This window comes from Pseudomonas sp. CCC4.1 (assembly GCF_035019225.1).
GTDB lineage: Bacteria > Pseudomonadota > Gammaproteobacteria > Pseudomonadales > Pseudomonadaceae > Aquipseudomonas > Aquipseudomonas bubulae.
On sequence record NZ_JASJWL010000011.1, the window covers coordinates 43,029 to 68,850 of the forward strand.

Consider the following 25,822-nt stretch of genomic DNA (forward strand, 5'->3'; position numbering starts at 1 on the left):
GGGATTGGTGGTCAGGTTCAGTGGTTGAACAGCGCCATGACGGCCGGCGGTTTATCGGGCACATAGCGATCGTCCCTGGGCACATCGTTGCCAGCACCAAGGCCGCCACCCAGCGCCGTCACCAGCTCGGCGTGGGCGCTCAGGCGGGCGGCCTGGACCTGCTGCTGGATCTGCTGCTGCTTGAACAGCAGGGTTTGTGCATTGAGCACGTTGAGGTAGTCGGTCAGACCACGCTGGAACGCGACCACGGCGATGTCGTAGGTTTTTTGCGCGGCCTGCACCGACTCGGCGGCAAAGACCTGCTGTTTTTCCATCGACTCGCGCTTGATCAACTGATCGGAAATGCCCTTGAGCGCAGTCACCAGGGTCTGGTTGTACTTGGCCACGGCCATGTCATAGCCTCCAGAGGCCACGCCCAGTTCCGAGCGCAAGCGACCGCCATCGAAGATCGGCAGGGAAATAGCCGGGCCAACGTTGTAGTTGAGCTTCTTGCCGGTCAGAAAACCCAGCGCGCTACCACCGGTGGCCATAAAGCCGATGCTGCCCACCAGGTCTACGTTGGGGTAGAAACCGGCGTGCGCCACATCGATGCCGCGGGCCTGGGCTGCCACTTCCCAGCGGCTGGCAACCACATCAGGACGCTGTCCCAGCAGTTCAGCAGGAAGGCTCGACGGCAATTTCAGTGCAGTGGCCAGGGCGAGGGTTGGTCGCTTGAGGCGTGCACCCTCCCCTGGGCCCTTACCGGCCAGCGCCGACAACTGGTTGCGGGTCAAGGCGATTTCTTCTTCCTGGGCGTCAATCTGGCGATGAATCTCGGGCAGCGGCGCCTGCGCCTGGCTGACTTCAAAATGGGTGCCGATACCGCCGTCCAGACGCTTTTGCGCCAGATCGAGAATCTGTTCTTGCTGGTGCAGGGTCGATTCGACGATATCGAGCTGGGCGTAGTGCAGCGACAGCTGGATATAGGCGCGAATCACGTTGTTCTGCAGTTCGAGCTGGGCCTGACGACCTTCTGCCACACTCATGTGCGCCATGTCCACGGCCTGCTCTGTGGCATTGCTTTCGCGGCCCCACAAGTCCAGGGCAAAGCTGAAGCCCAGCGCGGCGTTGTTGTCCCAGGTTGTGGAGTTGTCCAATGCACCCGGGCCATAGAATTGGTCCGAGGGCCAGTTGTGCCGTTTGAGCGTCGAATCTGCGTTGATTTGCAGCGACTCGGCCGACTCGGCAACCCCGGCCATGGCCCGGGCCTGACGCACACGGGCTGCAGCCATTGCCATCGTTGGGCTACCCTGTACGGCAAGGCTGATCCACTCATCCAGTTGCGGGTCGCCATAAGCGTGCCACCATTGGGCTTTGGGCCAGTTCGCGTCTTTCGCGGCGCTTTGAATCGCCTCGTCGGTGGCCAGCGTATTGGCGGGAAGCATGCTGCCCTTGGGCGCGATGCCACCAAAACCAATGCAGCCGTTTAATGCTAACGATAAAGCCAGAACACTGAGGGCTTTAAGCTCTCTGCTGATGCGACGCTGCACTGCTGCAAATTCCTGAAAAGGAGGGAGGATGAGGCTTGAGATAGAGAAGTCTATGACTTGGCAGGCACAACGATAAGCGGGCATAAATGTGAATCTTTATTACCGTTCTTGGGATAATCCGTTGGTCGAATGAAAAGCGGCCTGTAAAGCCTGAAACTTCATGTCACAATTTGTTGCTGTGTAATTGGTTGCTGTCCCCTATATCGCCCCTTGAGAGCACTTCATGGACACTTTGCAAAACATGCGCGCCTTCAGTTGTGTGGCCGAAGCCGGAAGTTTCACGGCCGCTGCCGCCATGCTGGACACCACCACTGCCAACGTCTCGCGCGCGGTCTCCAACCTTGAGGCCCACCTGCAAACACGCCTGCTTAACCGCACCACCCGCCGCATCGCCCTGACCGAAGCCGGCAAACGCTATTTACTGCGCTGCGAGCAAATCCTGGCCTACGTTGAGGAAGCCGAAGCCGAGGCCAGCGACGCCCACTCGCGCCCTGCCGGGCAATTGAAAGTGCACACCATGACCGGCATCGGCCAGCACTTCGTGATCGACGCCATTGCCCGCTACCGCAAGACCCACCCCGACGTGACCTTCGACCTGACCCTGGCCAACCGCGTGCCGGACCTGCTCAACGAGGGCTACGACGTGTCCATCGTGCTGGCCAGCGAGCTGCCGGACTCGGGTTTTGTGTCCCAGCGCCTGGGCATTACCTACAGCATCGTCTGTGCATCGCCCGGCTATGTGAAAGCCAATGGCACGGCAACCAAGCCCAGCGACCTGCTCAACCATTCCTGCCTGCGCCTGGTCAGCCCGGTGATTGCATTGGACAAATGGGTGTTTGAAGGCCCGGAAGGCCAGGAAATGGTGCTGATCAACTCTTCGCCGTTTCTGGTCAACTCGGCCGACGCGATGAAAACCGCGATCACCAGCGGCATGGGTGTCGGCGTGCTGCCGGTGTACGCCGCCATCGAAGGCCTGCGCAACGGCACGCTGGTGCGCATGCTGCCCAAGTACCGCTCCCAGGAACTGAACCTGTACGCCATCTACCCGTCGCGCCAGTACCTGGATGCCAAGATCAAGACCTGGGTCGAATACTTGAAAAGCTCGCTGCCGGAAATTCTGGCGGCGCATCAGACTGAACTGGCCACCTATAGCTGATTGCGATTTTGTGGGAGCGGGCTTGCTCGCGATTGCTACAACGCGGTGTATCTGCCACACCCCGACGATCCAATCGCGAGCAAGCCCGCTCCCACAGGTCAAGGATTGGCAGCGGGCGGGCGAGAATGTTAGCGTGCTTACATTCCCGACAGCCGATGAGTCTTGTTCAGATGAGCCTTTCCAGCACCAAGAAAACCGTACTTGCCTTCAGCCGCGTCACCCCCGCGATGATCGAGCGCCTGCAACAGGATTTCAACGTCATCGCGCCCAACCCCAAGCTGGGCGATATCAACGCCCAATTCGAAGAGGCACTGCCCCACGCCCACGGTCTGATCGGCGTCGGCCGCAAACTGGGGCGCAAGCAACTGGAACATGCCCGGCAGCTGGAGGTCGTCTCCAGTGTCTCGGTGGGATACGACAACTACGATGTCGACTACTTCAACGAACGCGGCATCATGCTCACCAATACCCCGGACGTGCTGACCGAAAGCACCGCCGACCTGGGTTTTACCCTGATCATGAGCAGCGCCCGTCGGGTCGCCGAGCTTGACGCCTGGACCAAGGCCGGCCAATGGCAAGCCAGCGTGCCACCCGCCCTGTTCGGCAGCGATGTCTACGGCAAGACCCTGGGTATCGTCGGCATGGGCAATATCGGCGCAGCCGTTGCCCGTCGTGGCCGGCTGGGTTTCAACATGCCAATCCTGTACAGCGGCAACAGCCGCAAGACCGCTCTTGAGCAAGAGCTGGGCGCGCAATTTCGCAGCCTCGACCAGTTGCTGACCGAAGCGGACTTCGTCTGCCTGGTGGTGCCATTGAGCGAAAAAACCCGGCATCTGATCAGCCAGCGCGAACTCAAGCTGATGAAGCCGAGCGCTATTCTGGTGAATATCTCCCGTGGCCCGGTGGTCGACGAACCGGCACTGATCGAAGCCCTGCAAAACGGCACCATTCGCGGCGCTGGCCTGGATGTTTACGAGAAAGAACCGCTGAGCGAATCACCTTTGTTCGCGTTGAAAAACGCCGTGACCCTGCCCCATATCGGCTCGGCCACCCACGAAACCCGTGAGGCGATGGCCAACCGCGCCCTGGCCAACCTGCGCAGCGCCCTGCTGGGCGAACGCCCGCAAGACCTGGTCAACCCGCAGGTGTTCAAGGGCTGAGGCAAGGTCTGTTGTGGGAGCGAGCTTGCTCGCGATTGGATCGCCGAGGTGTGACTGATACACCGCGTCGCTGCCATCGCGAGCAAGCCCGCTCCCACAGGAGGTTACAGACTCACGCCAGCTTGGCGTTCAATGCCACCGGCTTGGGTTTGCGAAACACCAGCACGTTACCCAGCATCACCAGCACCAACCCGGCCAACGCCGGGGGGGTCCACTGGTAGCCTTCGGCAAAGGCCGACACATTCAGCGCCACCAGCGGGAACAACACCGTGCAATAGGCCGCGCGCTCCGGCCCCATGCGCCCGACCAGGGTCAGGTACGCGGTAAAGCCGATCACCGAGCCCGGTATCACCAGGTACAACAGCGAACCGATATAGCGCGTGTTCCATTCCATTTCGAACGGGATACCCCTTAGCGCGCAGTACACCGCCAGCATGCTGGCACCATACAGCATGCCCCAGGCATTGGTGGTCAGCGGCTTGAGCCCGGCTTTCTGTTGCAGGCTGGACAGCATGTTGCCCGCCGAAAAACACAGGGTGCCGATCAACGCCAGCCCCAGTCCGAGAGCAATATGCGGTGTGGCGGCATGCCCGCTCAATTCCGGCCAGAACAACAGGCCCAGCCCGAGCATGCCCAGGGCACCGCCAGCGATCACGTTGCGGGCGATTTTCTGCTTGAAGAAAATCCGCGCATTCAGCGCATTCCACAATGTGGCGGTAGAAAACACCACCGCGATCAGGCCTGTGGTCACCCACTGGCTGGCGGTCAAGAAACACATGAAGTTGACACAGAACAGGCACAACCCCTGGGCCAGGCAAATCAGATGCCCGCGCCTGTTCATCACCTGCAACTTGCGGCTGAGCAACAGCACGGCAAACAGCACCAACGCCGCCAGACCAAAGCGGTAAACGATGGACACCGGTATCGCCACCACCCCCAATTGCAATTTCAGGGCGATCCAGGTGGTGCCCCAGATCAAGACAGTCATTACATATAAAAACAGGTTCATGGCGCACTCCAGACAATGGCCTTCAGTCTGGGCCCGCTGCCTGGGCCGCACTTGCAGATTCTTGCGCTTTTGTTGGCCCGGGGCTGGCAGCCGCAGTGCGACGGAGTAGGATGCGAGCATGCCCGCATTCGATACCCTGCAAGTCTTCCAGTCCATGAACAGCTCGCCCAATGCCCGTCTGGTGCACAGTGCCGAGCTGGGTGAAGGCATGGCCGCTGCTGTGTGGACCAACCACCACGATGCCCGTGAGTATGAAGCACCGACGCACCACACCTTGTCGTGCTATATCTCCGGCGGCACCGGTACTTTCAGACGCGAGCAACCGGGCGCCAAGGGCTCACCGGGCAAGCTCTGCGTGCTGCCCGCCGATCATCAATCGGCGTGGGTGATCAATGGCGAAATACGCCTGGCCCATGTGTATGTCAGCCAGGAGCAATTAGCCCTGGGCTGCATCGCCCTGCTCGACCGCGAACCCCGGGAGATGCAATTGCGGGAACTGACCTTTCAGGATGACGAACAGCAAACCCGCCGCTTTCATCAACTGATCCAGACCAACTGGGACGAGCCCGCCGAACGCCTGCTCACCAGCAGCCTGGCCAGCGCCCTGCTCGACCATGCCGTACTGACCCAGGTGGGGCTGCGTGACGGGCTGCAACTCAAGGGCGGGCTGGCGGCCTATCAGCGCCGCCAACTGGTGGAATACATCGAGCACCGGCTGGCCGAACCGCTGAACATCGGCCAGTTGGCAGCGCAGTGCGCGCTATCGCCTTACCACTTTGCCCGCATGTTCCGCGAAAGCTTTGGCGTACCGCCCCATCAATACCTGCTGGCCCGCCGCCTGGCCCGCGCCCGCGACCTGCTGCGCAACAGCACACTGGCGTTGGGCCATGTTGCACTGGCCTGTGGCTTCGCCAGCGCCAGCCACTTCGCCAACCGCTTCAAGCAAAGCCTGGGCGGCACGCCGGGGGAGTTTCGGGCGGTGTTCAGGTAACCCTGGCGGCCTTAGAACTCCAGAGTGCTGGAAAATGTGAGTTGCCGCGCATCGCCAATCGAGACGAAGGTGCGGCTGGCCGCCGAGGTGTAGTAAGTGCGGTCGAAAAGGTTTTTGACGTTGACCTGGAATTTGACCTTTTGCCCCTCAACCTTGGTGTCGTAGGTGGCAAAGGCATCGGCCACGGTGTAACCCGGCAGATCGAAGTCGTTCAGGGCATCCCCCGCCCGTTCGCCCACATAGCGCGCGCCTGCGCCAACGCGTAGCTTGTCACCGCCCACGATGCTGCCAAAGTCATAGACCGCCGACAGCGAACCGCTGTTCTTGGCCACGTTCTGCAGACGCATGCCCTGGTAGGTGGTGTCTTTGGTCACCTCGGCATCGGTATAGGCATAGCTGCCGATCAGGCTCCACTGGTCCGTCAACTGGCCGCTGACGTCCAGTTCCAGGCCCCGGGAACGAACTTCACCCGCGGCCGAATAGGCGGTGACATCGTCCACCGTGGAGGACACCAGCACATTGCGCTTTTTGATGTCGTACAAGGCCAGGGTGCCAGTGATACGGCCCGGGATATCCAGCTTGGCCCCCAGTTCCCAGGATTTTGACTGCTCCGGTGCGATGGAGGAGTCCAGTACCACGCCGCCCGTCAGCGGAGCGATCGAGGAGTTGGGCTTGAACGATTCGGTGTAGCTGCCATAGAACGACAGTTCATCGGTGTAGCGGTATACCAGCCCGGCCCGCGGGATCCATTTCACCCCGTTGGTATCGGTACTGGCCTTGAACGGAATGCTTTTGCCCGCCAGTTGGTCGTACTTCTGAAAGCGTGCGCCCGCCACCAGAATCCATTGGTCGGTGAGGTGGATCGAGTCCTGGGCAAACAACGAGTCGCTGCGCAGCAAGTCGGTCTGGTTGCTGTCACTGGCGCTCACGGTGGTACCGGCGACTTCATTGCCGTACACCGGGTTTTCGTAATTGAACGTGGACTGGCTGTCCTGGCGGATCAGCTCGGCGCGATAGATTTTGCGGTATTCGTCGTCCACGCCAAACACCAGGTCATGCTGCATGCCAGCGGCCTGAACCTTGCCCTGCAAGCTGAAGGTGCTGAAACGGTCGGTGGTGATGGCACCTTTGGTGCCGTCCATTTTGCGCGTCAGGGTGCCGTCGGAGTTGACCTTGGTAACCCGAACCTGGCTGGCGTCGTAGGTTTCGCGGTTCCAGCTGTAGCCGAAATGGGCTTTCCAGTCGTCGTTGAGGTCGTGATCGACTTCAAGGCGGTACAGGTCCGAGCGCCCTTCCATATTGTTGAACGGCTCGTCCAGGCGGCGCGTGGCCGGAATGTCCAGCGGATGGTTGGTCGCCGGATTGATGGCCGTGCCACGGTCGAAGGGGGTCAGGAACTCGCGGTGTTCGTACGCCAGCAGTACTTGGGTGTTGTCGCCATACCAGGCCAGCGACGGCGCGATCAGGGTTTCGCGATGCACCCCAAAATTGCGCCAGTAATCTTCATCTTCATGGTCGATGATCATCCGGTAGGCCAGCCCCGAGTCACCCAGCGGGCCGGTGCTGTCGAGGCTGCCACCGCCGCCGTTTTTACCCGAACCGTAGGTTGACCCACGCACCGTCACCGCGTTGTACTGCTCCAGCTGCGGCTTTTTGCTGACCACGTTGACGACACCACCCGGATCTTGAATCCCGTAGAGCAACGAGGCCGGCCCCTTGAGCACTTCGACCCGTTCGGTGGTAGCGTTCATCGCCCGGCCCTGCACCAGCGGCATACCGTCGCGCATGATCGAACCGTCACGGTTGTCACCAAAGCCGCGCTTCATCACCGAGTCCTGGGTACTGCCCAGCGTGTTGCCCTGGGTGATGCCGCTGACATTGTTCAGGGCATCATCCAGATTGCGCGGCGCCTGATCGCGAATCACCTGGGCGGCAACCACATTGATGGTTTGCGGCACTTCCATGGATGAGCCCGTGCCGCGCATCACCGAAGTGGTGGCTGGCGGCTGGTAGCTGGTGTCGGTTGTGGCCAGCGAGGTAATGCTGGTGGCCCCCAGGTTCAGGGCGCCTGCGGTGGGCTGGGGTTCGAGGGCAAAGGTGTTGGCGTCGGTACGCCGCCCATTGAAGCCAGACTGTGCGAGCAACTGCTGCAAAGCCTGCCCGGCGCTCATGCGCCCCTTGATCGCCGGAGCCTGAAGGCCAAAGGGGGCTTCATCGGTGTAGACCACGCTCAGACCAGTCAGCCGGGAAAAGTCGTTGAGCGCCTGGGGCAGAGGTTTCGCCGGCTGGTTGAAATCGAACAAGGCTTCGGCCTGCTGTTGCGGCGCCTCGGCAGCCATGGCCGCATAAAGCGGGTTTAGCGCCAACCCGGCCATCACGAATGCAGAAGCTCCCAACCACTGTTTCACCGAACTTGCCCTGGACTTCATGCTCATGACCTGTGTGTTGACCTGATACGGAATACGAATTTTTCGCATTTTCAAGCACTACACGGATGGGGCCGGGGTTTACCTCACCACGCAATGAAAAAAAATCCGCGATGCCGCCACAGACCGCCTGTGGGAAAACGGTGGGAGCAAGCCCGCTCCCACAGGGATATGTGGAGGGCGCGTCAACGCAACACAATCAGTCCTAACACACTGTGCTGCTCAAATCCGAGCACGCCCTGCAACGAATTGAGCACGGCTTGCGGGTCCTGGCTGGGGAAACTGCCGCTGATCTTCCTGGCACCCAACTGGCTGTTGAGCAACACAATCTGCCCCGGGTAATAACGCCTGAGATCGGCCACGACATCAGCCAGCGGGGTTTTGTAATAGCTCAACCAGCCCGAGCGCCAGCCCAGACGGCTCTGGCTGTCAACGTGATGCACTGCATCGGTAACCCCAGCGTCGTAGGCAATTTGCTGATCGGCAGTAAGAATCTGCTGAGCCGAATCCTTGCCAGCCTTGACCCCTACCCGCCCGGACAACACCGTGACTTGCGCCCCGCCCGGTTGCAGGCGCACCTCAAATTCGGTGCCCAGGACCCGCGCTTCACCGCCGTCGGCATCTACCACAAAGGGCGCGCCGGTATGGGTGACGTGAAAGAAGGCCACGCCTCGGCGCAATTGCACATGGCGTTCACCACCACTGAAGTTCACCGCAATGGCGCTGTCGGCATCCAGCGTGACCTGCGTTTGATCGGCCAGCAGCACAGTGCGCACTTGCCCAGGCGCGCTCACATAGTCAGCGCCCAGATCGTCCACCCAGCGCGCCGGTTGCCAACCGGCAAATACACCGACCATCAGCAGCAGGCATGCAGCAATGGCCAACCCACCGGCCCAATGCCGCAGGCGACCGCGCCGGGATGTATCCATAGCCGACAGATAACGCTGAAGGGCCAGCGACTCTTCGTCAGCCAGGGTACTGGCCGCCACTTCACTCAGCTCCCACACCACCTGCGCCTGGGCATAGGCCTCGGCATGGGCAGGGTCAGCCTGCAGCCAGCGACTGAAGGTGGCCTGATCGCCACTGTCGGGCCGGTCGTGCAGCACACTGAGCCAGTCCAACGCGGCACGCTCTTGCTCGGCTGTCACGGCAACTCTCGAATGGCGGTTCACAATGCTGTCCCTGATGGCGGCTCACGCAGACTGGCCTTGCAGGCCTCCAGGGCACGCATCATGTGTTTTTCGACAGCACTTTGCGACACGCCCATGACCTTGGCGATCTCGGCATAGGTGCGACCGTGAATACGGTTGAGCAAAAAGATATGCCGCGTGCGCTCGGGCAGGCTGCGCAATGCCGCCTCGACCTGGCGCAAGTCATTTCCGGCTTCCAGAGCGGCCTGGGGCTCGCAGCTTCTGGCGTCCGGTTCAGGCTGCCAGTGATGGCTGACCCGCTCGCGCGTACCTTCGCTGCGCAAATGGTCGATGGCGATATTGCCCGCACAGCGCAGCAGATAGGTGCTCAGCTCTTCAACCTGCACCAACGGCCGCCGCCAAAACCGCAAAAACAAATCCTGCACCAGATCAGCGGCCGTAGCCCGGCAGCCCACGCGGCGGCTCACCAGCGCTTCCATCTGCGGACGTTGGCTAAGAAACACCTGCAGGAAATGCGCTCGTCCCTGGCGCGGTTCGCTGGTAGGGCCATCCTTGAATTCGGGTGGGGTCATGGAGATCGATGCGCAGGCAAAAGGAAAGCGATACTAATGATAAATATTCTCATATGCAAAAGCAGATGACGGGCTGCGCGACCGCCCTTGATAAGTGGTGATTGCTCAATGCATAAAGCCACCCCTACAATGCGAACAATTCTTGTTCTCTAAAGCGTTATTCAGCGCAGCCGGAGTGGTCGTTGTCGCAGTCAAACACCGTCGAGGTTCTGTATCAGGACCACCACAGCTGGCTCACGGGATGGTTACGGCGCAAGCTCGGCTGCCCGCAGAATGCCGCCGACCTGGCCCAGGACACTTTCATGCGGCTGCTGACCGCCCGCGAAACCCCGGCCCCTGGCGAACCCCGGGCGTTTTTGACCGTGGTCGCCAAGCGCGTGCTGTTCAATCACTATCGCCGCCAGGATCTGGAGCGCGCCTACCTGCAGGCCCTGGCTGACCTGCCCGAACAGGTTGCCCCCAGTGAAGAAGAACGCGCAATCATTCTGCAAACCCTGATGGAGCTCGATCAATTGCTCGACGGCCTGCCTTCCCCGGTCAAACGCGCCTTTTTACTGGCTCAGGTCGATGGCCTGGGCTACGCCGAAATTGGCGCTCAACTGGGTATCTCGATTGCCACGGTCAAACGTCATTTGAGCAAGGCAGCCCTGCGTTGCTACTTCGCCCTGTGAACGGTGCCTTCAATGCACCGCCCGACATCGGCACGGCGGTGGCCGAGCAAGCAGTCAGCTGGCTGGTCGAAATGCAGGGCGGTGCGCTCAGTCCCAGGCGCCAGCAGGCCTGGGAGCAATGGTTACACGCCCATCCTGAACACCAGCGGGCGTGGGAGCATATCCAGCGCATCAACCAGCGCTTGCGCGGTTTGTCGTCGCCACTGGCCCATGCCGCCCTGAACGCGCCCAAAAGCAGCAGCCGCCGTCAGGCATTGAAGCTGTTGCTGCTTTTAGGCGCAGGCTCGGCATTGACCTGGGGCCTGCGCGAGCAGTTGCCCGTCAACCCGCTGCTGGCAGATTTCAGCACACCGGTAGGCCAGCGGCGCAACCTGCAGTTGCATGATGGCAGCCAGCTCCAGCTCAACACCGCCAGCGCGGTGGATGTGAAATTCGATGCCCAGCAACGAGTCATCCGCCTGCTCGAAGGCGAAATGCTGCTGACTGCCGCCCGGGATTCTCGCCCACTGCTGGTGCGTACCGCCCAAGGCACCGTGCAACCCCAGGCGGCGCGCCTGAATGTGCGCCAATTTGGCGACCGCACTGAAATCGCCGTGTTCGAGGGCCGGGTTGCGTTGATGCCAACGACGCATACGGGTAGTGCATTGTGGGTTGAGCCGCACCAGCAACTGAGCTTCACCCGCCTGGCCTGGAACACCCCGCGCCCTCTGGATGCGGGGAGCGGTGCGTGGACCGACGGCATGCTGGTTGCTGCGCATATGCGCCTGGCGGATTTTCTCGTCGAACTGGGCCGCTATCGCCGGGGCCAGCTCAACTGCGACCCAAAAGTCGCCGACCTGCTGATCTCCGGCACCTACCCGGTGGACGACAGCGAACGCGTGCTGGACCTGCTTGCCGTCAGCTTGCCAGTGCGAATCAAGCGCTTTACCCGCTATTGGGTAACGGTTGAAGCGCGGGTGTAACGGCTCTGTGCAAACGGACGTGTTGTAGCAGCGAGCTTGTTGTGGGAGCGGGCTTGCTCGCGATGGCAACAACGCGGTCTGCCAGTCACACCACGGCGATCCAATCGCGAGCAAGCCCGCTCCCACAAAGGGTGTGCATTTTATTTTCAAAAAATGTGAGCCGATTTCGGATCTGGCGTGACAGAGAAGGTAAGCCACTTCGATTCTCATCCCCACAGGATCCCTCATGCCCGCTCAGCCCTTCCGCCTCACGTCCCTGGCCCGTTTGCTATTAGGTGCCAGTTTGAGTTTCAGCGTCCTGCCGATGGCGCTTGCCGACACCAAGGCTTACCACATCGCACCGTCATCGCTGGAAAACGCTCTCAACCAATTCGGACGCGAAGCCGGGGTGCTGATTTCGTTCAGCTCCGCCGCCGCCAGCGGTATTCAGAGCAAGGGTCTGGAAGGCACCTACGATCCAGAACAAGGCTTGCAGGCCCTGCTTGAAGGCACAGGCCTGCAAGCCCGCGCTGAAGGCCAGGGGGCATTCAGCCTGCAACCGGCAACCACCTCGACAGCACCGGCAAGCATTGAGCTGGGCACTTCCAGCGTGGTCGGTGACTGGCTCGGCGACGCTGCGCAGACCGATGTGTTCGAACACCCCGGCGCCCGTGACGTGATCCGCCGCGAAGAGTTCGAACGCCAGGGCGCCACCAGTGCCCGCGAAGTGCTCAACCGCATCCCTGGCGTCAACGCTCCGGAAAACAACGGCACCGGCAGCCATGACATGGCCCTGAACTTCGGTATCCGCGGGCTCAACCCGCGCCTGGCGACCCGTTCCACCGTGTTGATGGACGGCATTCCCGTGCCCTTCGCCCCCTACGGTCAGCCGCAGCTGTCGTTTGCCCCCATCAGCATGGGCAATATGGATGCGGTAGACGTAGTGCGTGGCGGCGGTGCCGTGCGGTATGGCCCGCAGAACGTCGGCGGTATCGTCAACTTCGTGACCCGCGCCATTCCTGACGAACCGACTGTAAAAGTTGGCCTGCAAACCGAAACCAGCCCATCGTCCACCCAGGATGGCTTCAAGAAAACCGCCAACCTGCTGGCCGGCGGCACCGCCGACAACGGCCTCGGCGGCGCCCTGCTGTATTCCGGCGTACGCGGCGGCGACTGGCGCCAGCATAGCGACACACGCATCGACGACCTGATCCTCAAGGGCAACTATCAGATCGACGAAGCCAACAGCCTGCACGCCATGGCCCAATACTACGATGGCGAGGCCGATATGCCCGGCGGCCTGAGCACCGCGGCCTACAAGGCTGACCCGTATCAGTCGACCCGCCCCAACGACAAGTTCTGGGGCCGTCGCACCCTGGTCAACTTTGGCTATCGCTACCAGGAAGATCGCCGTGAATTCACCGTCAACAGCTTCTTCACCAAGACCCTGCGCAGCGGCTATCTGGACCAGGGCAGCTTCCTCTCGCTGTCACCGCGGGAATATTGGGTGCGCGGGATCGAAACCCGCATAGCCCAGGGCTTTGATCTGGGCAACAGCAGCCACGAAGTGGGCGCAGGTTATCGTTATATCAACGAAGCCGGCCATGAGTTGCGCTACCGCACGCCGATTGCCGCCAATGAACTGCCCACCACCAACAGCCGCAATGACCGCGACACCCGTGGTGCCACCGAAGCCCATGCATTCTTTATCGACGACAAGATCGACATCGGCAAATGGACCTTCACTCCCGGCATTCGCTACGAAATGATTGAACAACAGCAAACCAACTTGCTGACCAACGTCAAATACAAGGGCGACTACAACACTCCGCTTCCAGCCCTGAACGTGATGTACCACGTGACCGACAGCTGGAATCTGTATGCCAATACCGAAGGCTCCTTCGGCAGCGTGCAGTACAGCCAGATGCCCAATCGCGTTACCGGCGGCGAAGTAAAACCGGAAAAAGCGCGCACCTGGGAAATTGGCACTCGCTACGACAATGGCAACCTGCGCGCGGAGATCGGCGCATTTCTGATCAACTTCAACAACCAGTACGACAGCAACCAAACCACCGACACGGTGATCGCACGGGGCAAGACCCGTCATCAGGGCATCGAGGCCAGCGTCAACTACGCGCTGGATGGCCTGAGCCCGGTACTGGCGGGGTTCGACGTATACGCCACCTATGCCTACGTTGACGCGACCATCCGCGAAGATGGGCCGAACAAAGGCAATCGTGTGCCGTTCTCCTCGAAAAACAAAGGCAGCATCGGCGTCGGCTATACCGAGGGGCCGTGGAAAGCCAACCTGGACAGCACCTTCCAGAGCAACCAGTTCGCCGACAACGCCAATACCCGCGCCGAAAGCGCTGACGGCAGCACCGGTTTGATCCCAGGCTATATGGTCTTCAACAGCCGTGTGGGCTATGACTTTGGCCACCAGCTGTCCGACCTTAACGTGGCTGTGGGGGTCAAAAATATCCTCAACCACGAGTACTACACCCGCTCGTTTGACGACAACAACAAGGGCAAATACGTGGGCGAGCCACGCACGCTCTATGTACAAACCTCTGTCGCATTTTGATTTAAATTGGCTAAAGCCCGCACACGCGGGCTTTTCCTACAGGCAAAGACTGACACCGGTCACGACTTGAAAGACTTCCTGAAAATAGTGCTTGAAATATTTGCTCATCGGCCCAAACACTGTAACTGAGCGATGACGATGAACCTTTGTACACCCAAGGCCGTCAGACCTCACACGAGCACGCTTATATAAGGGAAGAACTATGCTTACTCACGTCTTTTCCGATAAACACATCGACAGTGACAAACGCACCCAGGACTGGGTCACCGCTACTGTTGAAGTCACGCTCGAACGCCATTTGGAAGATCTGACCCGGGTCGAGGTCCATCTCAGTGATGAAAATGGCGGCAAGTCCGGTCCCAAGGACAAACGCTGCAAAATGGAGGCTCGACCTAAAGGACACCAGCCAATTCTCGTATCCCACGACGCTGATTCACTGACCCAGGCTGTGGAGGGTGCTGCTCAAAAACTGGAGCACGCTCTGGAGCACCTGTTCGGCAAGCTGCGTGGCAAACGTACAGTGACCCTCGCCCCGGAAGGGTTTGAGGCAAAAGAGCCAAAGCAGACCGCTGATGACTTGCTTGAAGAAGAGTTCCTGGAGAAAGAAAAGGAACTCGACAAGATCAGCTGATTGAACGTCAATGAGGCACAAAAAAGGGCGGGCTTACCTTGGTAAGCCCGCCCTTTTTCATATGTAAAATCGACTTACAATTCCCCCTTCTCCACTTCCGGATGCTCGCCGGAACCGGCACCGGTCTTGCGATGAGGGTTCTCGATCTTCACCGACGGGAACTGCGAAGACGCATAGCGCACCACCAGAATGGCGAAGGCCAGCAACAGGATCGCCCCGGTCAGGTACACCACTCCCATGTCTGGCGGGTTGTGATGGGACACATTGGAAATCAGCAAGCGGGTCAGCGCCGTGATCGCCACATAAATCAGGAAGCGCACGGGCATGTGGTTGGTCTTGAAATAAATCCCGACCATTGCCCCCAGCTCGAGGTAGATAAACAGCAGCAGGATGTCATCAATCGTGATGTTGCCCTTCTCCACCATTCCCAGGAATTCCATCACCGCCGCCCAGGCAGTGACCGCGCCAATGGCAAACAATGCCAGGTAATGGAAGGTTTCGACGAACAGGTTGCCCATCGACTCGGCCAGTTCATGAACCTGGCGACGTAGCTTCTCAGCTTTGTTAACTCTCACGATGCAGCTCCTTGAATCGACTCGAACGGATCATCCGCGATGCACATGACGCTTTTAACATGCAGAAAAAAGGCCATGTGGCAGCCTGATGCTGCTCACTTAAGATGATGGCGGGCGGCAATTAGACACGTCGGGCGCCCGCTGCGCCTATCAATTACAGCTAGAGTGAAAAAGCCGCTATTCAAATCCCGATGATTGGCTTATCCTTTTAGCTGTATATAAATACAGTAATCGCTAGATAATTTACGTGAAGGCATATGAGGTGGTAAATGGCCGTCGAAGTGGTATACCGCAGCAGCCGAGATCTGGAGCGTTTGTTCATGGATAAAGCCGAAGCTGACCGTCATGACAAAATGCTGGAACTGGCAGAGTTGCTGGCCGAAGTGTTGCAAAAAGCTGTGCCGTCCCTGAACGAGCAGCAAGTCGAAGAAGCCGGTATCTACATGGCGAAAAATCGCGATGTGTTTGCCAAGGCATTCAAGAGCCAGCCGGACGCCCTGTCCGAGTTGCTGGTCGACAGCGAGTAATCGCCCCCGGTTCTCGCTTGACTCTCCCCTACGGGGCAGCCTCTACCCTCAAAGGCCCCCTTTGAGGTTGGCGTCATGATGAGCAAGCGAGTACTGGTGATTCTCGGTCACCCCGGCACGAACAGTTTCTGTAGCGCACTGGCAGACAGCTACATAACTGCCGCCAAGGATGCCAGTCATGAAGTACGCATCATGCGCCTGGGCGCCCTGCGCTTCGACCCGGTGCTACGCGAAGGCTATCAGGAAGTCCAGGCACTGGAGCCTGACCTGCTCCACGCCCAGACCAACATCCTCTGGGCCGAACACCTGGTGCTGGTCTACCCGATCTGGTGGGGCGGAATCCCCGCATTGCTCAAAGGCTTTTTCGATCGCATCCTGCTGCCCGGTTTTGCCTTTCAATACCGCAAGGGCAAGGCTTTCCCCGACAAGCTACTGAAAGGCCGCAGCGCGCACCTGCTGGTGACGATGGACACCCCGCCGTGGTACTACAGATGGGTGTACCGCATGCCGGGGTTGCATCAGATACGCAAAACCACACTGGCGTTTTGTGGCATAAAACCCACCGCCACCCTGACGTTTGGCCCCATCCTGAACGCCACGCCCCATCAAAGAGACGCCTGGCTTCTAGAGGCACGCAAGCTCGCCACTCGATAATTCGGCGGGCGGCGATTAAAAGGACTTTTCATGTACATCGGCAAAGCCGCCCAATTGTCGGGCACCACCGTCAAAAGCATTCGCCACTACGAAGAAATCGGCCTGTTACCTGCACCGCAACGCCGTGGCGCTTATCGCATCTACAGCGAGCAAAGCGTTGAACTGCTGACATTTATCAAATGCGCGCAACAGCTGGGCTTCAAGCTCAAGGAAATGCAGGCCATCCTTGATCAACACCGCGGCCAGACGCTGCCATGGGCGGTCGTGAGCAACGCCATCGCCCGCAAAAAACACGCCGTAATGAATCAGATCGAAGCATTGCAACAGGTGCATGCGGGGTTGGAAGAGTTTGAAACACGCTTTGCCATGGAAGGCCCGGAACTGGACCTGGCCTGTGTTCAGTCCTTGGGGTACAACAATTGATGAGCCAGCTCGTCCGAAACCCGTGCCGGTGAACGCTTTTCGGCCTGGGCGTGAGCATAGATGCCGGTCAGGCGCTGACTGATCTGCAGCAACTGCTGGTTGATGGCCTCGGGGGCGGCACCTTCATGGGTCAAGGCCATATAGATCAGCCCGCCGGAATTGATGACGTAATCCGGGGCATACAAAATCCCCCGCCGCTCGAGCTGATCGGCCACTTGTAGATTGGTCAGCTGGTTATTGGCACACCCGGCCACAGCCGAGCAGCGCAGTTGCGCGACGCTGTGCCAGTTCAATACGCCGCCCAGACCACACGGCGCAAGAATGTCGCAGGGTGTGCTGAGCAAGGCTTCGCAGGCAATCGGGTGCGCCCCCAGTTGCTCCATGGCCAGGCGCACTTTGCCGGGGTCGGTATCGCAGACCAGCAATTCGGCGCCCGCAGCATGCAGCTGTTCGGCCAGCGCGTAACCCACTTTGCCCAGGCCCTGCACCGCCACCCGCAAACCTTCGAGGTTGTCGCTACCCAATCGCGACGATGCGGTGCTGCGAATGCCGGCAAAAACCCCCATGGCCGTATGCGGCGAAGGATCCCCCGCAGCAGTGGTGCTGGTGACATGCCGGGTGTGCTGGGCAATGCAGTCCATATCGGCAGTGGAGGTGCCGCTGTCAATTGCCGTGATATAGCGCCCGTCCAGTTGGTCCACACAGCGACCAAAAGCCTCAAACAGCGCCGCGCGACTATCAACGTGGGCCGCACGCACCACCACCGCCTGCCCCCCTCCAACAGCCAGCCCTGCCAGCGCGGCTTTGTAGCTCATGTCTTGGGCCAGGCGGATGGCATCACCGACTGCACTTTCGTCATTGGGGTAAGCAAGATAACGACAGCCCCCCAGCGCCGGCCCCAGGCGAGTGTTGTGGATGGCTATCACGGCTTTAAGGCCTGTAACGGGGTCTACACTAAGGTGCAGCGACTCGAGCTGAGCGCTTTGCATAAGAGCAAACATCATCAGGCCCTCGAACGATTATGGGTAAACGCCAGTATAGGTGGCGCCAGAAAATTCGTTGAAGAGCTCAGGAATAAGCCTGCGCGGTTTTCAGGGTTTCGGACATATCCCGGCGGGATAGGGTTCTGTGGGAGCAGGCTTGCTCGCGATGCAGGCAATGCGGTTATTACGCAAGACCACGTTGATTCGATCGCGAGCAAGCCCGCTCCCACACACAGAGTGAAGTCAGGCAGGCGTGTCAGGCTGATTGGCCGGATGCGCCAGGATAAAGGCCGGGTGTTGCTCAGCCAGCGCTGCCACTCGGGCAATGCGCGGGTACGCCGCCATTGGCACGCCAAAACGCTGCGCCGCGTACAGCTGAGGGATCAAATACACATCCGCCAACCCGGGCTGCGCGCCAAAGCAGTAACCTTCGTCACCGATCAACTGCTCGATGGCTGCCAGCCCTTGGCCGATCCAGTGACCGATCCACTCCACCACCTGCTCCTCATCCTGCCCCAACTGGCGCAGGCGATTGAGCACGCTGACGTTGTGCAACGGGTGGATATCACAAGCAACCAGAGCCGCTACCCCCCGTTCATGAGCGCGGGTGGCGAGGTCAGCGGACAGCAACGCCACCTGGGGATAGCGCTCTTCAAGGTACTCGATGATTGCTGGCGACTGGGTCAAGACGCAGCCTTCATCGGTACGCAAGGCCGGCACGCGGCCCTGCGGGTTGATGGCCAGATACGCCGGCTGACGGTGTTCACCGCCAGCCGGTACGAGCAGATTGACCGGCACCGCCTGATAATCCAGCCCTTTCAGGGCCAGCGCGATACGCACCCGGTAAGACGAGGTTGAGCGGTAATAGGTGAAGAGTTCCATGACCCGCTCCTTTTAGCGCGCGGCAACAACCTTGCCCCGGCACTCGCCAAAACCGATGGAAGCATGGCCTTCACGGGCGCAGCGGGCACGCAGGATGATTTCGTCACCATCCTCCAGAAATTTACGCACTTCGCCTGAAGCCAGTTCTATCGGGTGTTTACCGCCCTCGGTGATTTCCAGCAGGCTGCCCAGTTGCGAACGGGCCGGGCCCGACAAGGTGCCCGAACCGAACAGGTCACCGGACTGCAACTGGCAGCCGTTGACGCTGTGGTGAGCCACCAGTTGGGCCGCGGTCCAGTACATGTTCAGGCTGTTGCTCAAGCCCAGACGATGGGCTGGCAGGTTCTGCTCACGCATCGCCTCGGTCAGCAGCAGCACTTCAAGTTCGATATCCAGCGCGCCATTGGCCTGATCCCTGGTATCGAGCAGGTAAGCCAGTGGCTGTGGATCACCCTCAGGACGGGCCGGTTGCGCGCGACGGAATGGTTCCAGCGCCTCGGCACTCACCACCCACGGCGAGATACTGGTGATAAAGCTTTTGGACAGAAACGGGCCCAGCGGCTGGTATTCCCAGGCCTGGATGTCCCGTGCCGACCAGTCATTGAGCAGGCAGAAGCCGGCAATGTGCTCTGCAGCTTCGCTGACCGGGATGGCATCGCCCATGTCATTGCCTTTGCCAACCCAGATGCCCAGTTCCAGTTCGTAGTCCAGGCGGGCGCACGGGCCAAAAGTTGGCTCGGTCTGCCCGGCAGGCAAGGTCTGGCCTTTAGGGCGCCGAACTTCGGCACCGGACGGGCGAATGGTCGAGGCGCGCCCGTGATAGCCAATCGGCACATACTTGTAGTTGGGCAGCAGCGGGTTGTCCGGGCGGAACAGCTTGCCGACGTTTTTGGCGTGCTCAATGCCCACATAAAAGTCGGTGTAGTCGCCGATTTTGGCCGGCAGGTGCATCTGGCAATCAGCTGCCAGTGGCAGCAGGCGGGAACCCTGGGCTTCGATTTTGCCGCGCAGGGAACTGCCCTCCCCCAGCAGTTCCTGCAAACGCTCGCGCAGGGCAACCCGGGCGCCCCGATCCAGGGCAAAGTAGCTATTCAACGCCCCGCCCAACGAAGCCTCTACGGCTATCTTGGCCTGACCTTCAAACAGCCCCGCTGCCAGCCCGGCTTCCAGGTCGAAAATGGCATCGCCAATAGCCACCCCGCTACGTGGCGCCGAGCCATCAATGCTGAAAATGCCCATGGGCAGGTTTTGCAGGGGGAAGTCGCTGTGGCCGTTGGCGGAGGCGATCCAGCTGCGGGTCAAAGTGGACTGGGTCATGGGTTATCTCCGGTTCGGGGTGAAGGTCACGGGCAGCGTGGCCCAGCAAGCGTCGTAGTTCGATTGCAGCTGCGGGCACTCCAGAGCGAACCGGCTGGGGCGCAACACCTGGCTGGTTTCGAACATAAAGGCCATGGTGTTTTCGATTTTGCTGGGTTGCAGCTGGGCCGCAATGGCTTTGGTACAGGTTTCGCCGTCCGGCCCGTGGGCGCTCATGCAGCTGTGCAGCGATGCACCGCCGGGCAGGAAGCCTTCGGCCTTGGCATCGTAACTGCCCTGGATCAGGCCCATGAATTCGTTCATCAGGTTGCGGTGGAACCAGGGTGGCCGGAAGGTGTTTTCAGCCACCATCCAACGCGGCGGGAAAATCACGAAATCGAGGTTGGCCAGGCCCGGTACGCTGGTAGGCGAAGTCAAAACAGTAAAAATCGATGGATCGGGATGATCGAAGCTGACAGTGCCGATGGTGTTGAAGCGGCGCAGATCGTATTTGTACGGCACGTTGTTGCCATGCCAGGCCACTACGTTGAGCGGCGAATGATCCAGCTCGCAGCCCCACAACTCACCAAGAAATTTTTGCACCAGTTGCGTAGGGCGCGCACCGTCTTCGTAGTGGGCGAGCGGAGTCAGAAAGTCGCGAGGGTTGGCCAGGCCATTACTGCCAATCGGCCCCAGATCAGGCAGGCGCAGCGGTGCACCATGGTTCTCGGCAACATAGCCACGGGCCTGCGGGTCGAGCAACTCGACACGAAACTTGAGACCGCGAGGGATGACCGCGATCTCCAGAGGCTGCAGATCCAGACGCCCCAGTTCGGTACAAATGCGCAAACGCCCCGACTCGGGAACCAGCAACATTTCGCCGTCGGCATTGAAAAACACCCGCTGCATCGAAGTATTGGCGCAGTAATGGTAAATGCTGATGCCCGAGGGTTTATCCGACCCGCCATTGGCCACCATGCCCACCAGACCGTCGATAAAGTCCGTAGCCTCGGCAGGAATCGGCAGCGGGTTCCAGCGCAAGCGATTCGGCGTCACCGGGCCCAACGGGCCACCAGCCAGTTGCCGCTCCAGTTTGACGAACGCCGGATGGTTGGCTGACGGCTGGATGCGGTACATCCACGTACGCCGCGCCTCGCTGCGCACCATGGTGAACGCAGTTCCGGAAAACAATTCGGCGTACAGACCGTAGGGGGCTTTTTGCGGGGAGTTCTGACCCACCGGCAGGGCGCCGGGCAATGCTTCGCTGCTGAATTCGTTGCCAAACCCGGACAGATAGCCAAGACCTGACAAAGGCGAATCGACGTTCATGGAGCCTCCAGCATGGAGAAGGCAGATGACTGCGCCCTGCGCTGAAGGCATTTGCGCGTCGCTGCGTTATTTTTATCGTAATTCAATTACGCATAACGTAATTTGATTGGTAACAAGCGTCAAGCTATAAAGACGCCCATTCGTCCCGAGATATAAACACTTCCATGGAAAAGCCCCGCAGCAGCAACGACAGCACCGGCAAGCAAAAAGTGCGTTCGGCCGAGGTCGGCACTGACATCCTCAAGGCGCTGGCCGAGCTCTCACCCTCCACGTCGCTGTCGCGCCTGGCCGAACACGTGCAAATGCCCGCGAGCAAGGTGCATCGCTATTTACAGGCACTGATTGCCAGCGGGTTTGCCGAGCAAAATGTCGCCACTAATCATTACGGTTTGGGGCGCGAGGCGTTGCGTGTGGGACTGGCTGCGCTCAACAGCATGGATGTGCTCAAGGTCGCCAGCCTGCCCCTGGCCGAACTGCGCGACGACTTGAACGAAACCTGCTTTTTGGCGGTGTGGGGTAACCAGGGCGCGACCGTGGTGCATATTGAGCCGGCGGTGCGGGCGGTCACGGTGGTGACCCAGCTGGGCTCGGTATTGCCATTGCTGAGCTCATCCACGGGGCTGGTGTTCAACGCTTTTTTACCGGATCGCGAAACCGCCGACTTGCGCGAACTGGAGTTCAAGACTGATCAGGTGCATCCGCTGCAAACACCTGCAGCCTACGTCGCACTTTGCAGTCAAATCCGCCAGCGCGGCCTGCACTTCGTCCATGGTTTGCTGATGCCTGGCGTCGATGCCTTGTCGGCCCCGGTGTTCAATGCGACCGGTCAGGTGGCGGCCGTACTGACAGTGGTTGGTCCCACCTCCCTGTTCCACGCCGATGAAAACGGGCCCGCAGCCAAACGCTTGTTGGCCGCGAGCCAGGCCATCAGTTGGCGGATGGGTTATCAGCCAGCCTGACAGCTCATTGTTTTAGACCATCCACTCGTATTTGGCCTCATCGAGCAGGTCTTTCATCATCTGCTCGATGTCGGCCATGGACGGTTGATCCACTCGCAGGCTATCATCGAATGTCCAGGACCGGGAAAACACCCCCGACTCCCAGTCATCATGGGCCTGCACAGCGCCCCACTCCAGCGTATCCACACCCAGGCCGAGCAGGCTCTGACTGTACGTCAGGGTCTGGTCAACGATGTTATTCACCGTATTGAGATAGATGCTTCTGCAATCCAGGCCCTGGGGCTGGAGTCGCTCGTCAAGAAACGAGCGCACACGCTCGATCACTTCTGCGCTGGGTTTGAGGCTGAAGTTGTTGATCGGCGATGCGGGTTTTTCATTACGGGTCATGGTGAACCTCCTGTCAGTGCTCCAGGCCCATCCGGCGTCGTGCACGGTTCAAGTCGACCTGGAGAGTCCGTGTGAAGGCTCATTCAACACCGGGACGACAGCAGGTGTGCGGCACATAGTTACCGCACAAGGACTGTTGCCGTAGCTGTAATACAGATTGTCCCAAACCGGGCTTACTCCGCTGCGGGCCAGCCCTTAAGCTTGCCGGACTTCGCAACACGGACACGCATCGAGTCGCATCGACTCTGCTCTCCCCGATTTACCCTGACGTTGATTTGTAGCTCCTTGATGAACGTCTTCCTTGGCCGCTGTTTTACAGCGGCCTTTTTTATGGTGCCCGAAAAAATCTGTGGGAGCGGGCTTGCTCGCGATGGCATCGACACGGTTTTCCAGTAAGACCGAGTTGAGTCAATCGCGAGCAAGCCCGCTCCCACGGGGTATGTGGCGGGTTTAAGAACTAGAACACCATCGCCAGCAACGGCGCGGCAAACAGGTTAAGGATGCCGGTCAGCACCATCACCAAGCCTGCTACCGAGCCTTCCTCACTGCCCACTTCGCGGGCACGGCTGACCCCTGCGCCATGAGCGCCGATACCAAACAGGGCGCCCCGGGCCAGACTGCTGCGCAGCGGCAACCACTTGAGCAAAATACCGCCCAGCAACGCGCCAAACACACCGGTGAACATTACAAACACCGCCGTGAGCTCAGGTACGCCACCCAGATCCTGTGCCAGCGGCATGGCAAACGGTGTGGTGATGGAGCGCGGCACCAGCGACATGGTCAATGAGGTGTCCAGCGCCAGCGCCCGGGCCAGCCAGAACGAACTGCCAATGGACGCCGCGCTGCCCGCCAGCATCCCCAGCAGCAACGCCACCCAGTGACGGGCCAGTAAATTGCGTTGCTGCCAGATCGGTACGGCAAAGGCCACCGTTACCGGCCCCAGAACCAGCATCAGCCAATGGGTATTGCTTGAGTATTCAGCATAGGCAGTGTGCAACGGCACGGCCACGGCTAGCAGCAAGGCCGGGACCAGGATCAGCGGAGACAACAGGTATCGCCCGGTACGCCGGTACAGCCAGCGGCTGAAGGCGTAGGTCAACAGCGTGAACAGCAGCCAGAACATGGGCATCAGTTCAAACTTCATGACGCATCCTCCAGCGGCACACCGCTTCCACAGTAAACGCCGTCACCACCATCACCAGCAAGGTACTCACGCCAATGACCAACAGGATGCGCCAACCTTCATCACGCACGATTACACCGTAATCAAGCAGGCTCATGAGTGCAGGGATGAAAAACAACAGCATTTCGGCCATCAACACACCGGCCCCCAATTGCAGGGTCGCCGGTCTGACCCAGCCCAGGGCAAACGCCAGCAACAGCAGCGCCATGCCCACCACCCCGCCCGGGATCGGCAAGTGCCCCCAGGTTGCCAGCTGGCAGCCCAGAAAATACAGCGCCAACAAAACGGCCAGTTCACTGACCAACCGACCCAGGCGTTTTACATCGAAGCGTTTCATGTTGTTTCCATTTCAGACAGGTTTCCAGTTTAAAGAGCCTGCTAACATCCCGGAAACGAATTGTCAGACTTGTAGCCATTCCAAAATGGAATCACGCCAATGGAATTCAAACACCTGCGCACCTTTGTCGAAGTCGCCCGCCAGGGCGGTTTTACCCCCGCCTCCCACAGCTTGCATATCAGCCAGTCAGCGGTGAGCAAACAAGTGGCGCAGCTCGAGCACAGCCTCGGTACACCGCTGTTCGACCGCCTGGGTTCTCAGGTGCGGCTGACGGCAGCGGGCAATGTGGTGTTGCAGCGGGCCGAAGGCATGCTGCGCTTGCATCGGGAGTTGTTGAGCGAGCTGGACGACTTGAGCCAGATGACCCGGGGGGAACTGCGGGTGGGCCTGCCGCTGCTGGGCAGCAACACCCTGTTTGCCGGGCTGTTTGCCGAATACCGTCGACGCTACCCGAATATCCGGGTGCAGTTGCTCGAAGAAGGCAGCTTGAATATCGAACAGGCCGTTTTGAGCGGCGAACTGGAGCTGGGCGGCAGCCTGACCCCGAATAATCCCGCGTTTGCTTATCAGCCGTTTTGTGACGAGCCGCTGGATGTTCTGCTCCCGGCCGATCATCCACTGGCCGAGGGGCCCGGCGTAAGACTTGAGCAATTGGCTGATACGCCCTTTTTGCTCTACCAGCGCAGCTTTGTGCTCAACGATCGGGTGCTCAAAGCCTGCCAGCAGTCAGGCTTTACCCCCAACGAAGGCGGGCGCAGTGGCCAGGCGGATTTTCTGGTGGCATTGGTGGCTGCAGGCCAGGGCGTAGTGTTGCTGCCCAGTGTGGTCGCCCGCGGGCTGGTGCGCCCCGGGGTGGTGCGGCTCAAACTGCTCGCACCGGATGACTTGCGCTGGGATATCGCGTTTATCTGGCGTGATGGCGCGTATCTGTCACGGGCAGCCCAGGCCTGGCTTGAGCTGCTGCGTGAACGCCCGGTTACGGCTTCAGTGTTTTGATCAGTTCTGCAATCCACGGCTCGGAGTCTTCCTCCGGAGTCACCGTGACGCTGGAGTCCAAACGCAGCATCGGCAGCACTTCACGCACGCCAAGCTCGGCAAACAGTTCGCGCATTTGCTCACCACCGCCACAAAACGTGTCACCGTAACTTTCATCACCCAGGGCAATCACTGCCCCAGGCAGCCCGCGCCAGGCGCCTGGCAACTGGTCACGGATGGCGCTGTACAGTGGCACGAGATTGTCCGGCAGCTCGCCCATGCCCGTGGTCGAGGTCACCGCCAGCAGCGCTTCGGGAGCAAACGCCTGGAGATCGGCCAAAGTGGCGCGGGTATTGAGCAAAACCTCAAAACCGGCATCGGTCAGCAGTTGTTTCGCATTGCGGGCGACTTCTTCAGCGGTGCCGTACACCGAGCCGGAAAGGATGGCGACTTTCATCAATCTGATCCTGTAGCTGACTAAAAGCCTGGGA

Annotated in this window: 26 protein-coding genes; 12 read left to right on the plus strand and 14 right to left on the minus strand. The window is 60.0% G+C overall.

Features of this window, described 5'->3' with window-relative positions; translation table 11 throughout:
• Positions 1 to 17: 17 nt before the first annotated feature.
• Positions 18 to 1,529 carry an efflux transporter outer membrane subunit gene (locus QN377_RS07060; protein ID WP_095018218.1) on the minus strand — a complete coding sequence of 504 codons (1,512 nt, stop codon included), beginning with the start codon at positions 1,527 to 1,529 and terminating at the stop codon, positions 18 to 20.
• 223 nt (positions 1,530 to 1,752) lie between these two features.
• Here QN377_RS07060 and QN377_RS07065 point away from each other — a divergent pair, with 223 nt between their 5' ends.
• The gene (locus QN377_RS07065) at positions 1,753 to 2,685 is read left to right on the plus strand and encodes a LysR family transcriptional regulator (protein ID WP_095001197.1); all 933 of its coding nucleotides are present in this window, start codon (positions 1,753 to 1,755) and stop codon (positions 2,683 to 2,685) included.
• Positions 2,686 to 2,855: 170 nt separating this feature from the next.
• Positions 2,856 to 3,845: a 2-hydroxyacid dehydrogenase gene (locus QN377_RS07070; protein ID WP_138738585.1), complete on the plus strand. Its 990-nt coding sequence runs from the start codon at positions 2,856 to 2,858 to the stop codon at positions 3,843 to 3,845.
• 112 nt (positions 3,846 to 3,957) lie between these two features.
• On the opposite strand, the gene QN377_RS07075 is transcribed toward QN377_RS07070, so the two are convergent.
• Positions 3,958 to 4,854: a DMT family transporter gene (locus QN377_RS07075; protein ID WP_095018257.1), complete on the minus strand. Its 897-nt coding sequence runs from the start codon at positions 4,852 to 4,854 to the stop codon at positions 3,958 to 3,960.
• A 118-nt stretch (positions 4,855 to 4,972) separates the two neighbouring features.
• Between QN377_RS07075 and QN377_RS07080 the strand changes: the two genes are divergently transcribed.
• Complete coding sequence (locus tag QN377_RS07080) at positions 4,973 to 5,845, plus strand: helix-turn-helix domain-containing protein (RefSeq protein WP_095018219.1); 873 nt, start codon at positions 4,973 to 4,975, stop codon at positions 5,843 to 5,845.
• Between the two features lie 11 nt (positions 5,846 to 5,856).
• On the opposite strand, the gene QN377_RS07085 is transcribed toward QN377_RS07080, so the two are convergent.
• From QN377_RS07085 to QN377_RS07095, 3 genes are all read right to left on the minus strand, one after another.
• Positions 5,857 to 8,274, minus strand: a complete 2,418-nt coding sequence (locus QN377_RS07085) for a TonB-dependent siderophore receptor (RefSeq protein ID WP_095001189.1) — start codon at positions 8,272 to 8,274, stop codon at positions 5,857 to 5,859.
• A 182-nt stretch (positions 8,275 to 8,456) separates the two neighbouring features.
• Positions 8,457 to 9,443, minus strand: coding sequence for a FecR family protein (locus tag QN377_RS07090; protein ID WP_370688608.1), 987 nt, complete (start codon positions 9,441 to 9,443; stop codon positions 8,457 to 8,459).
• Complete coding sequence (locus QN377_RS07095) at positions 9,440 to 9,994, minus strand: RNA polymerase sigma factor (protein WP_133144304.1); 555 nt, start codon at positions 9,992 to 9,994, stop codon at positions 9,440 to 9,442. The genes QN377_RS07090 and QN377_RS07095 overlap by 4 nt, the downstream gene beginning before the upstream one ends.
• A 182-nt stretch (positions 9,995 to 10,176) precedes the next feature.
• On the opposite strand from QN377_RS07095, the gene QN377_RS07100 reads away from it, so the two are divergent.
• The 4 genes from QN377_RS07100 (at position 10,177) to QN377_RS07115 (ending at position 14,821) form a co-directional block, all read left to right on the plus strand.
• Positions 10,177 to 10,665 (plus strand): sigma-70 family RNA polymerase sigma factor, encoded by a 489-nt coding sequence (locus QN377_RS07100; RefSeq protein ID WP_095023060.1) that lies wholly within the window; start codon positions 10,177 to 10,179, stop codon positions 10,663 to 10,665.
• Positions 10,662 to 11,627: a FecR family protein gene (locus QN377_RS07105; RefSeq protein WP_322214088.1), complete on the plus strand. Its 966-nt coding sequence runs from the start codon at positions 10,662 to 10,664 to the stop codon at positions 11,625 to 11,627. The genes QN377_RS07100 and QN377_RS07105 overlap by 4 nt, the downstream gene beginning before the upstream one ends.
• Positions 11,628 to 11,853: 226 nt before the next feature.
• The gene (fecA, locus tag QN377_RS07110) at positions 11,854 to 14,190 is read left to right on the plus strand and encodes a TonB-dependent Fe(3+) dicitrate receptor FecA (RefSeq protein ID WP_322212419.1); all 2,337 of its coding nucleotides are present in this window, start codon (positions 11,854 to 11,856) and stop codon (positions 14,188 to 14,190) included.
• A 202-nt stretch (positions 14,191 to 14,392) separates the two neighbouring features.
• Positions 14,393 to 14,821 (plus strand): HPF/RaiA family ribosome-associated protein, encoded by a 429-nt coding sequence (locus QN377_RS07115; RefSeq protein WP_095001183.1) that lies wholly within the window; start codon positions 14,393 to 14,395, stop codon positions 14,819 to 14,821.
• 74 nt (positions 14,822 to 14,895) lie between these two features.
• Here the strand turns inward: QN377_RS07115 and QN377_RS07120 are convergent, their stop codons facing one another.
• Positions 14,896 to 15,396, minus strand: coding sequence for a phosphate-starvation-inducible protein PsiE (locus QN377_RS07120; RefSeq protein ID WP_016781843.1), 501 nt, complete (start codon positions 15,394 to 15,396; stop codon positions 14,896 to 14,898).
• A gap of 269 nt (positions 15,397 to 15,665) precedes the next feature.
• Between QN377_RS07120 and QN377_RS07125 the strand changes: the two genes are divergently transcribed.
• The 3 genes from QN377_RS07125 (at position 15,666) to QN377_RS07135 (ending at position 17,000) form a co-directional block, all read left to right on the plus strand.
• Positions 15,666 to 15,923: a YebG family protein gene (locus QN377_RS07125; protein ID WP_016781842.1), complete on the plus strand. Its 258-nt coding sequence runs from the start codon at positions 15,666 to 15,668 to the stop codon at positions 15,921 to 15,923.
• A 78-nt stretch (positions 15,924 to 16,001) separates the two neighbouring features.
• Positions 16,002 to 16,577 (plus strand): NAD(P)H-dependent oxidoreductase, encoded by a 576-nt coding sequence (locus QN377_RS07130; protein WP_322214086.1) that lies wholly within the window; start codon positions 16,002 to 16,004, stop codon positions 16,575 to 16,577.
• Positions 16,578 to 16,607: 30 nt separating this feature from the next.
• Positions 16,608 to 17,000 (plus strand): MerR family transcriptional regulator, encoded by a 393-nt coding sequence (locus tag QN377_RS07135; protein ID WP_095026605.1) that lies wholly within the window; start codon positions 16,608 to 16,610, stop codon positions 16,998 to 17,000.
• On the opposite strand, the gene QN377_RS07140 is transcribed toward QN377_RS07135, so the two are convergent.
• From QN377_RS07140 to hmgA, 4 genes are all read right to left on the minus strand, one after another.
• Complete coding sequence (locus QN377_RS07140; protein ID WP_095018259.1) at positions 16,976 to 18,001, minus strand: Leu/Phe/Val dehydrogenase; 1,026 nt, start codon at positions 17,999 to 18,001, stop codon at positions 16,976 to 16,978. The genes QN377_RS07135 and QN377_RS07140 overlap by 25 nt on opposite strands.
• A gap of 225 nt (positions 18,002 to 18,226) precedes the next feature.
• A complete protein-coding gene (gene maiA / locus QN377_RS07145; RefSeq protein ID WP_095001181.1) occupies positions 18,227 to 18,865 on the minus strand; it encodes a maleylacetoacetate isomerase in 639 nt (212 codons plus the stop codon).
• A 12-nt stretch (positions 18,866 to 18,877) separates the two neighbouring features.
• Complete coding sequence (fahA, locus tag QN377_RS07150; RefSeq protein WP_130871992.1) at positions 18,878 to 20,182, minus strand: fumarylacetoacetase; 1,305 nt, start codon at positions 20,180 to 20,182, stop codon at positions 18,878 to 18,880.
• Positions 20,183 to 20,185: 3 nt separating this feature from the next.
• Entirely contained in the window at positions 20,186 to 21,490 is a 1,305-nt protein-coding gene (hmgA, locus tag QN377_RS07155; protein ID WP_095031465.1) for a homogentisate 1,2-dioxygenase, read from the minus strand.
• A gap of 164 nt (positions 21,491 to 21,654) precedes the next feature.
• On the opposite strand from hmgA, the gene QN377_RS07160 reads away from it, so the two are divergent.
• Positions 21,655 to 22,449 carry an IclR family transcriptional regulator gene (locus tag QN377_RS07160; RefSeq protein ID WP_095001178.1) on the plus strand — a complete coding sequence of 265 codons (795 nt, stop codon included), beginning with the start codon at positions 21,655 to 21,657 and terminating at the stop codon, positions 22,447 to 22,449.
• Positions 22,450 to 22,461: 12 nt separating this feature from the next.
• Here QN377_RS07160 and QN377_RS07165 read toward each other — a convergent pair whose 3' ends face one another.
• The 3 genes from QN377_RS07165 to QN377_RS07175 form a co-directional block, all read right to left on the minus strand.
• Positions 22,462 to 22,836, minus strand: a complete 375-nt coding sequence (locus QN377_RS07165; RefSeq protein WP_095018228.1) for a hypothetical protein — start codon at positions 22,834 to 22,836, stop codon at positions 22,462 to 22,464.
• A gap of 457 nt (positions 22,837 to 23,293) precedes the next feature.
• The gene (locus tag QN377_RS07170; protein WP_095023067.1) at positions 23,294 to 23,980 is read right to left on the minus strand and encodes an LrgB family protein; all 687 of its coding nucleotides are present in this window, start codon (positions 23,978 to 23,980) and stop codon (positions 23,294 to 23,296) included.
• On the minus strand, positions 23,970 to 24,356 hold the full coding sequence (locus tag QN377_RS07175) for a CidA/LrgA family protein (protein WP_095001174.1): 387 nt from the start codon (positions 24,354 to 24,356) through the stop codon (positions 23,970 to 23,972). The genes QN377_RS07170 and QN377_RS07175 overlap by 11 nt, the downstream gene beginning before the upstream one ends.
• A gap of 99 nt (positions 24,357 to 24,455) precedes the next feature.
• Between QN377_RS07175 and QN377_RS07180 the strand changes: the two genes are divergently transcribed.
• Positions 24,456 to 25,352 (plus strand): LysR family transcriptional regulator, encoded by an 897-nt coding sequence (locus QN377_RS07180; RefSeq protein ID WP_095001173.1) that lies wholly within the window; start codon positions 24,456 to 24,458, stop codon positions 25,350 to 25,352.
• On the opposite strand, the gene QN377_RS07185 is transcribed toward QN377_RS07180, so the two are convergent.
• Positions 25,333 to 25,788, minus strand: coding sequence for a flavodoxin (locus QN377_RS07185; protein ID WP_095001172.1), 456 nt, complete (start codon positions 25,786 to 25,788; stop codon positions 25,333 to 25,335). The genes QN377_RS07180 and QN377_RS07185 overlap by 20 nt on opposite strands.
• Positions 25,789 to 25,822: the final 34 nt, after the last annotated feature.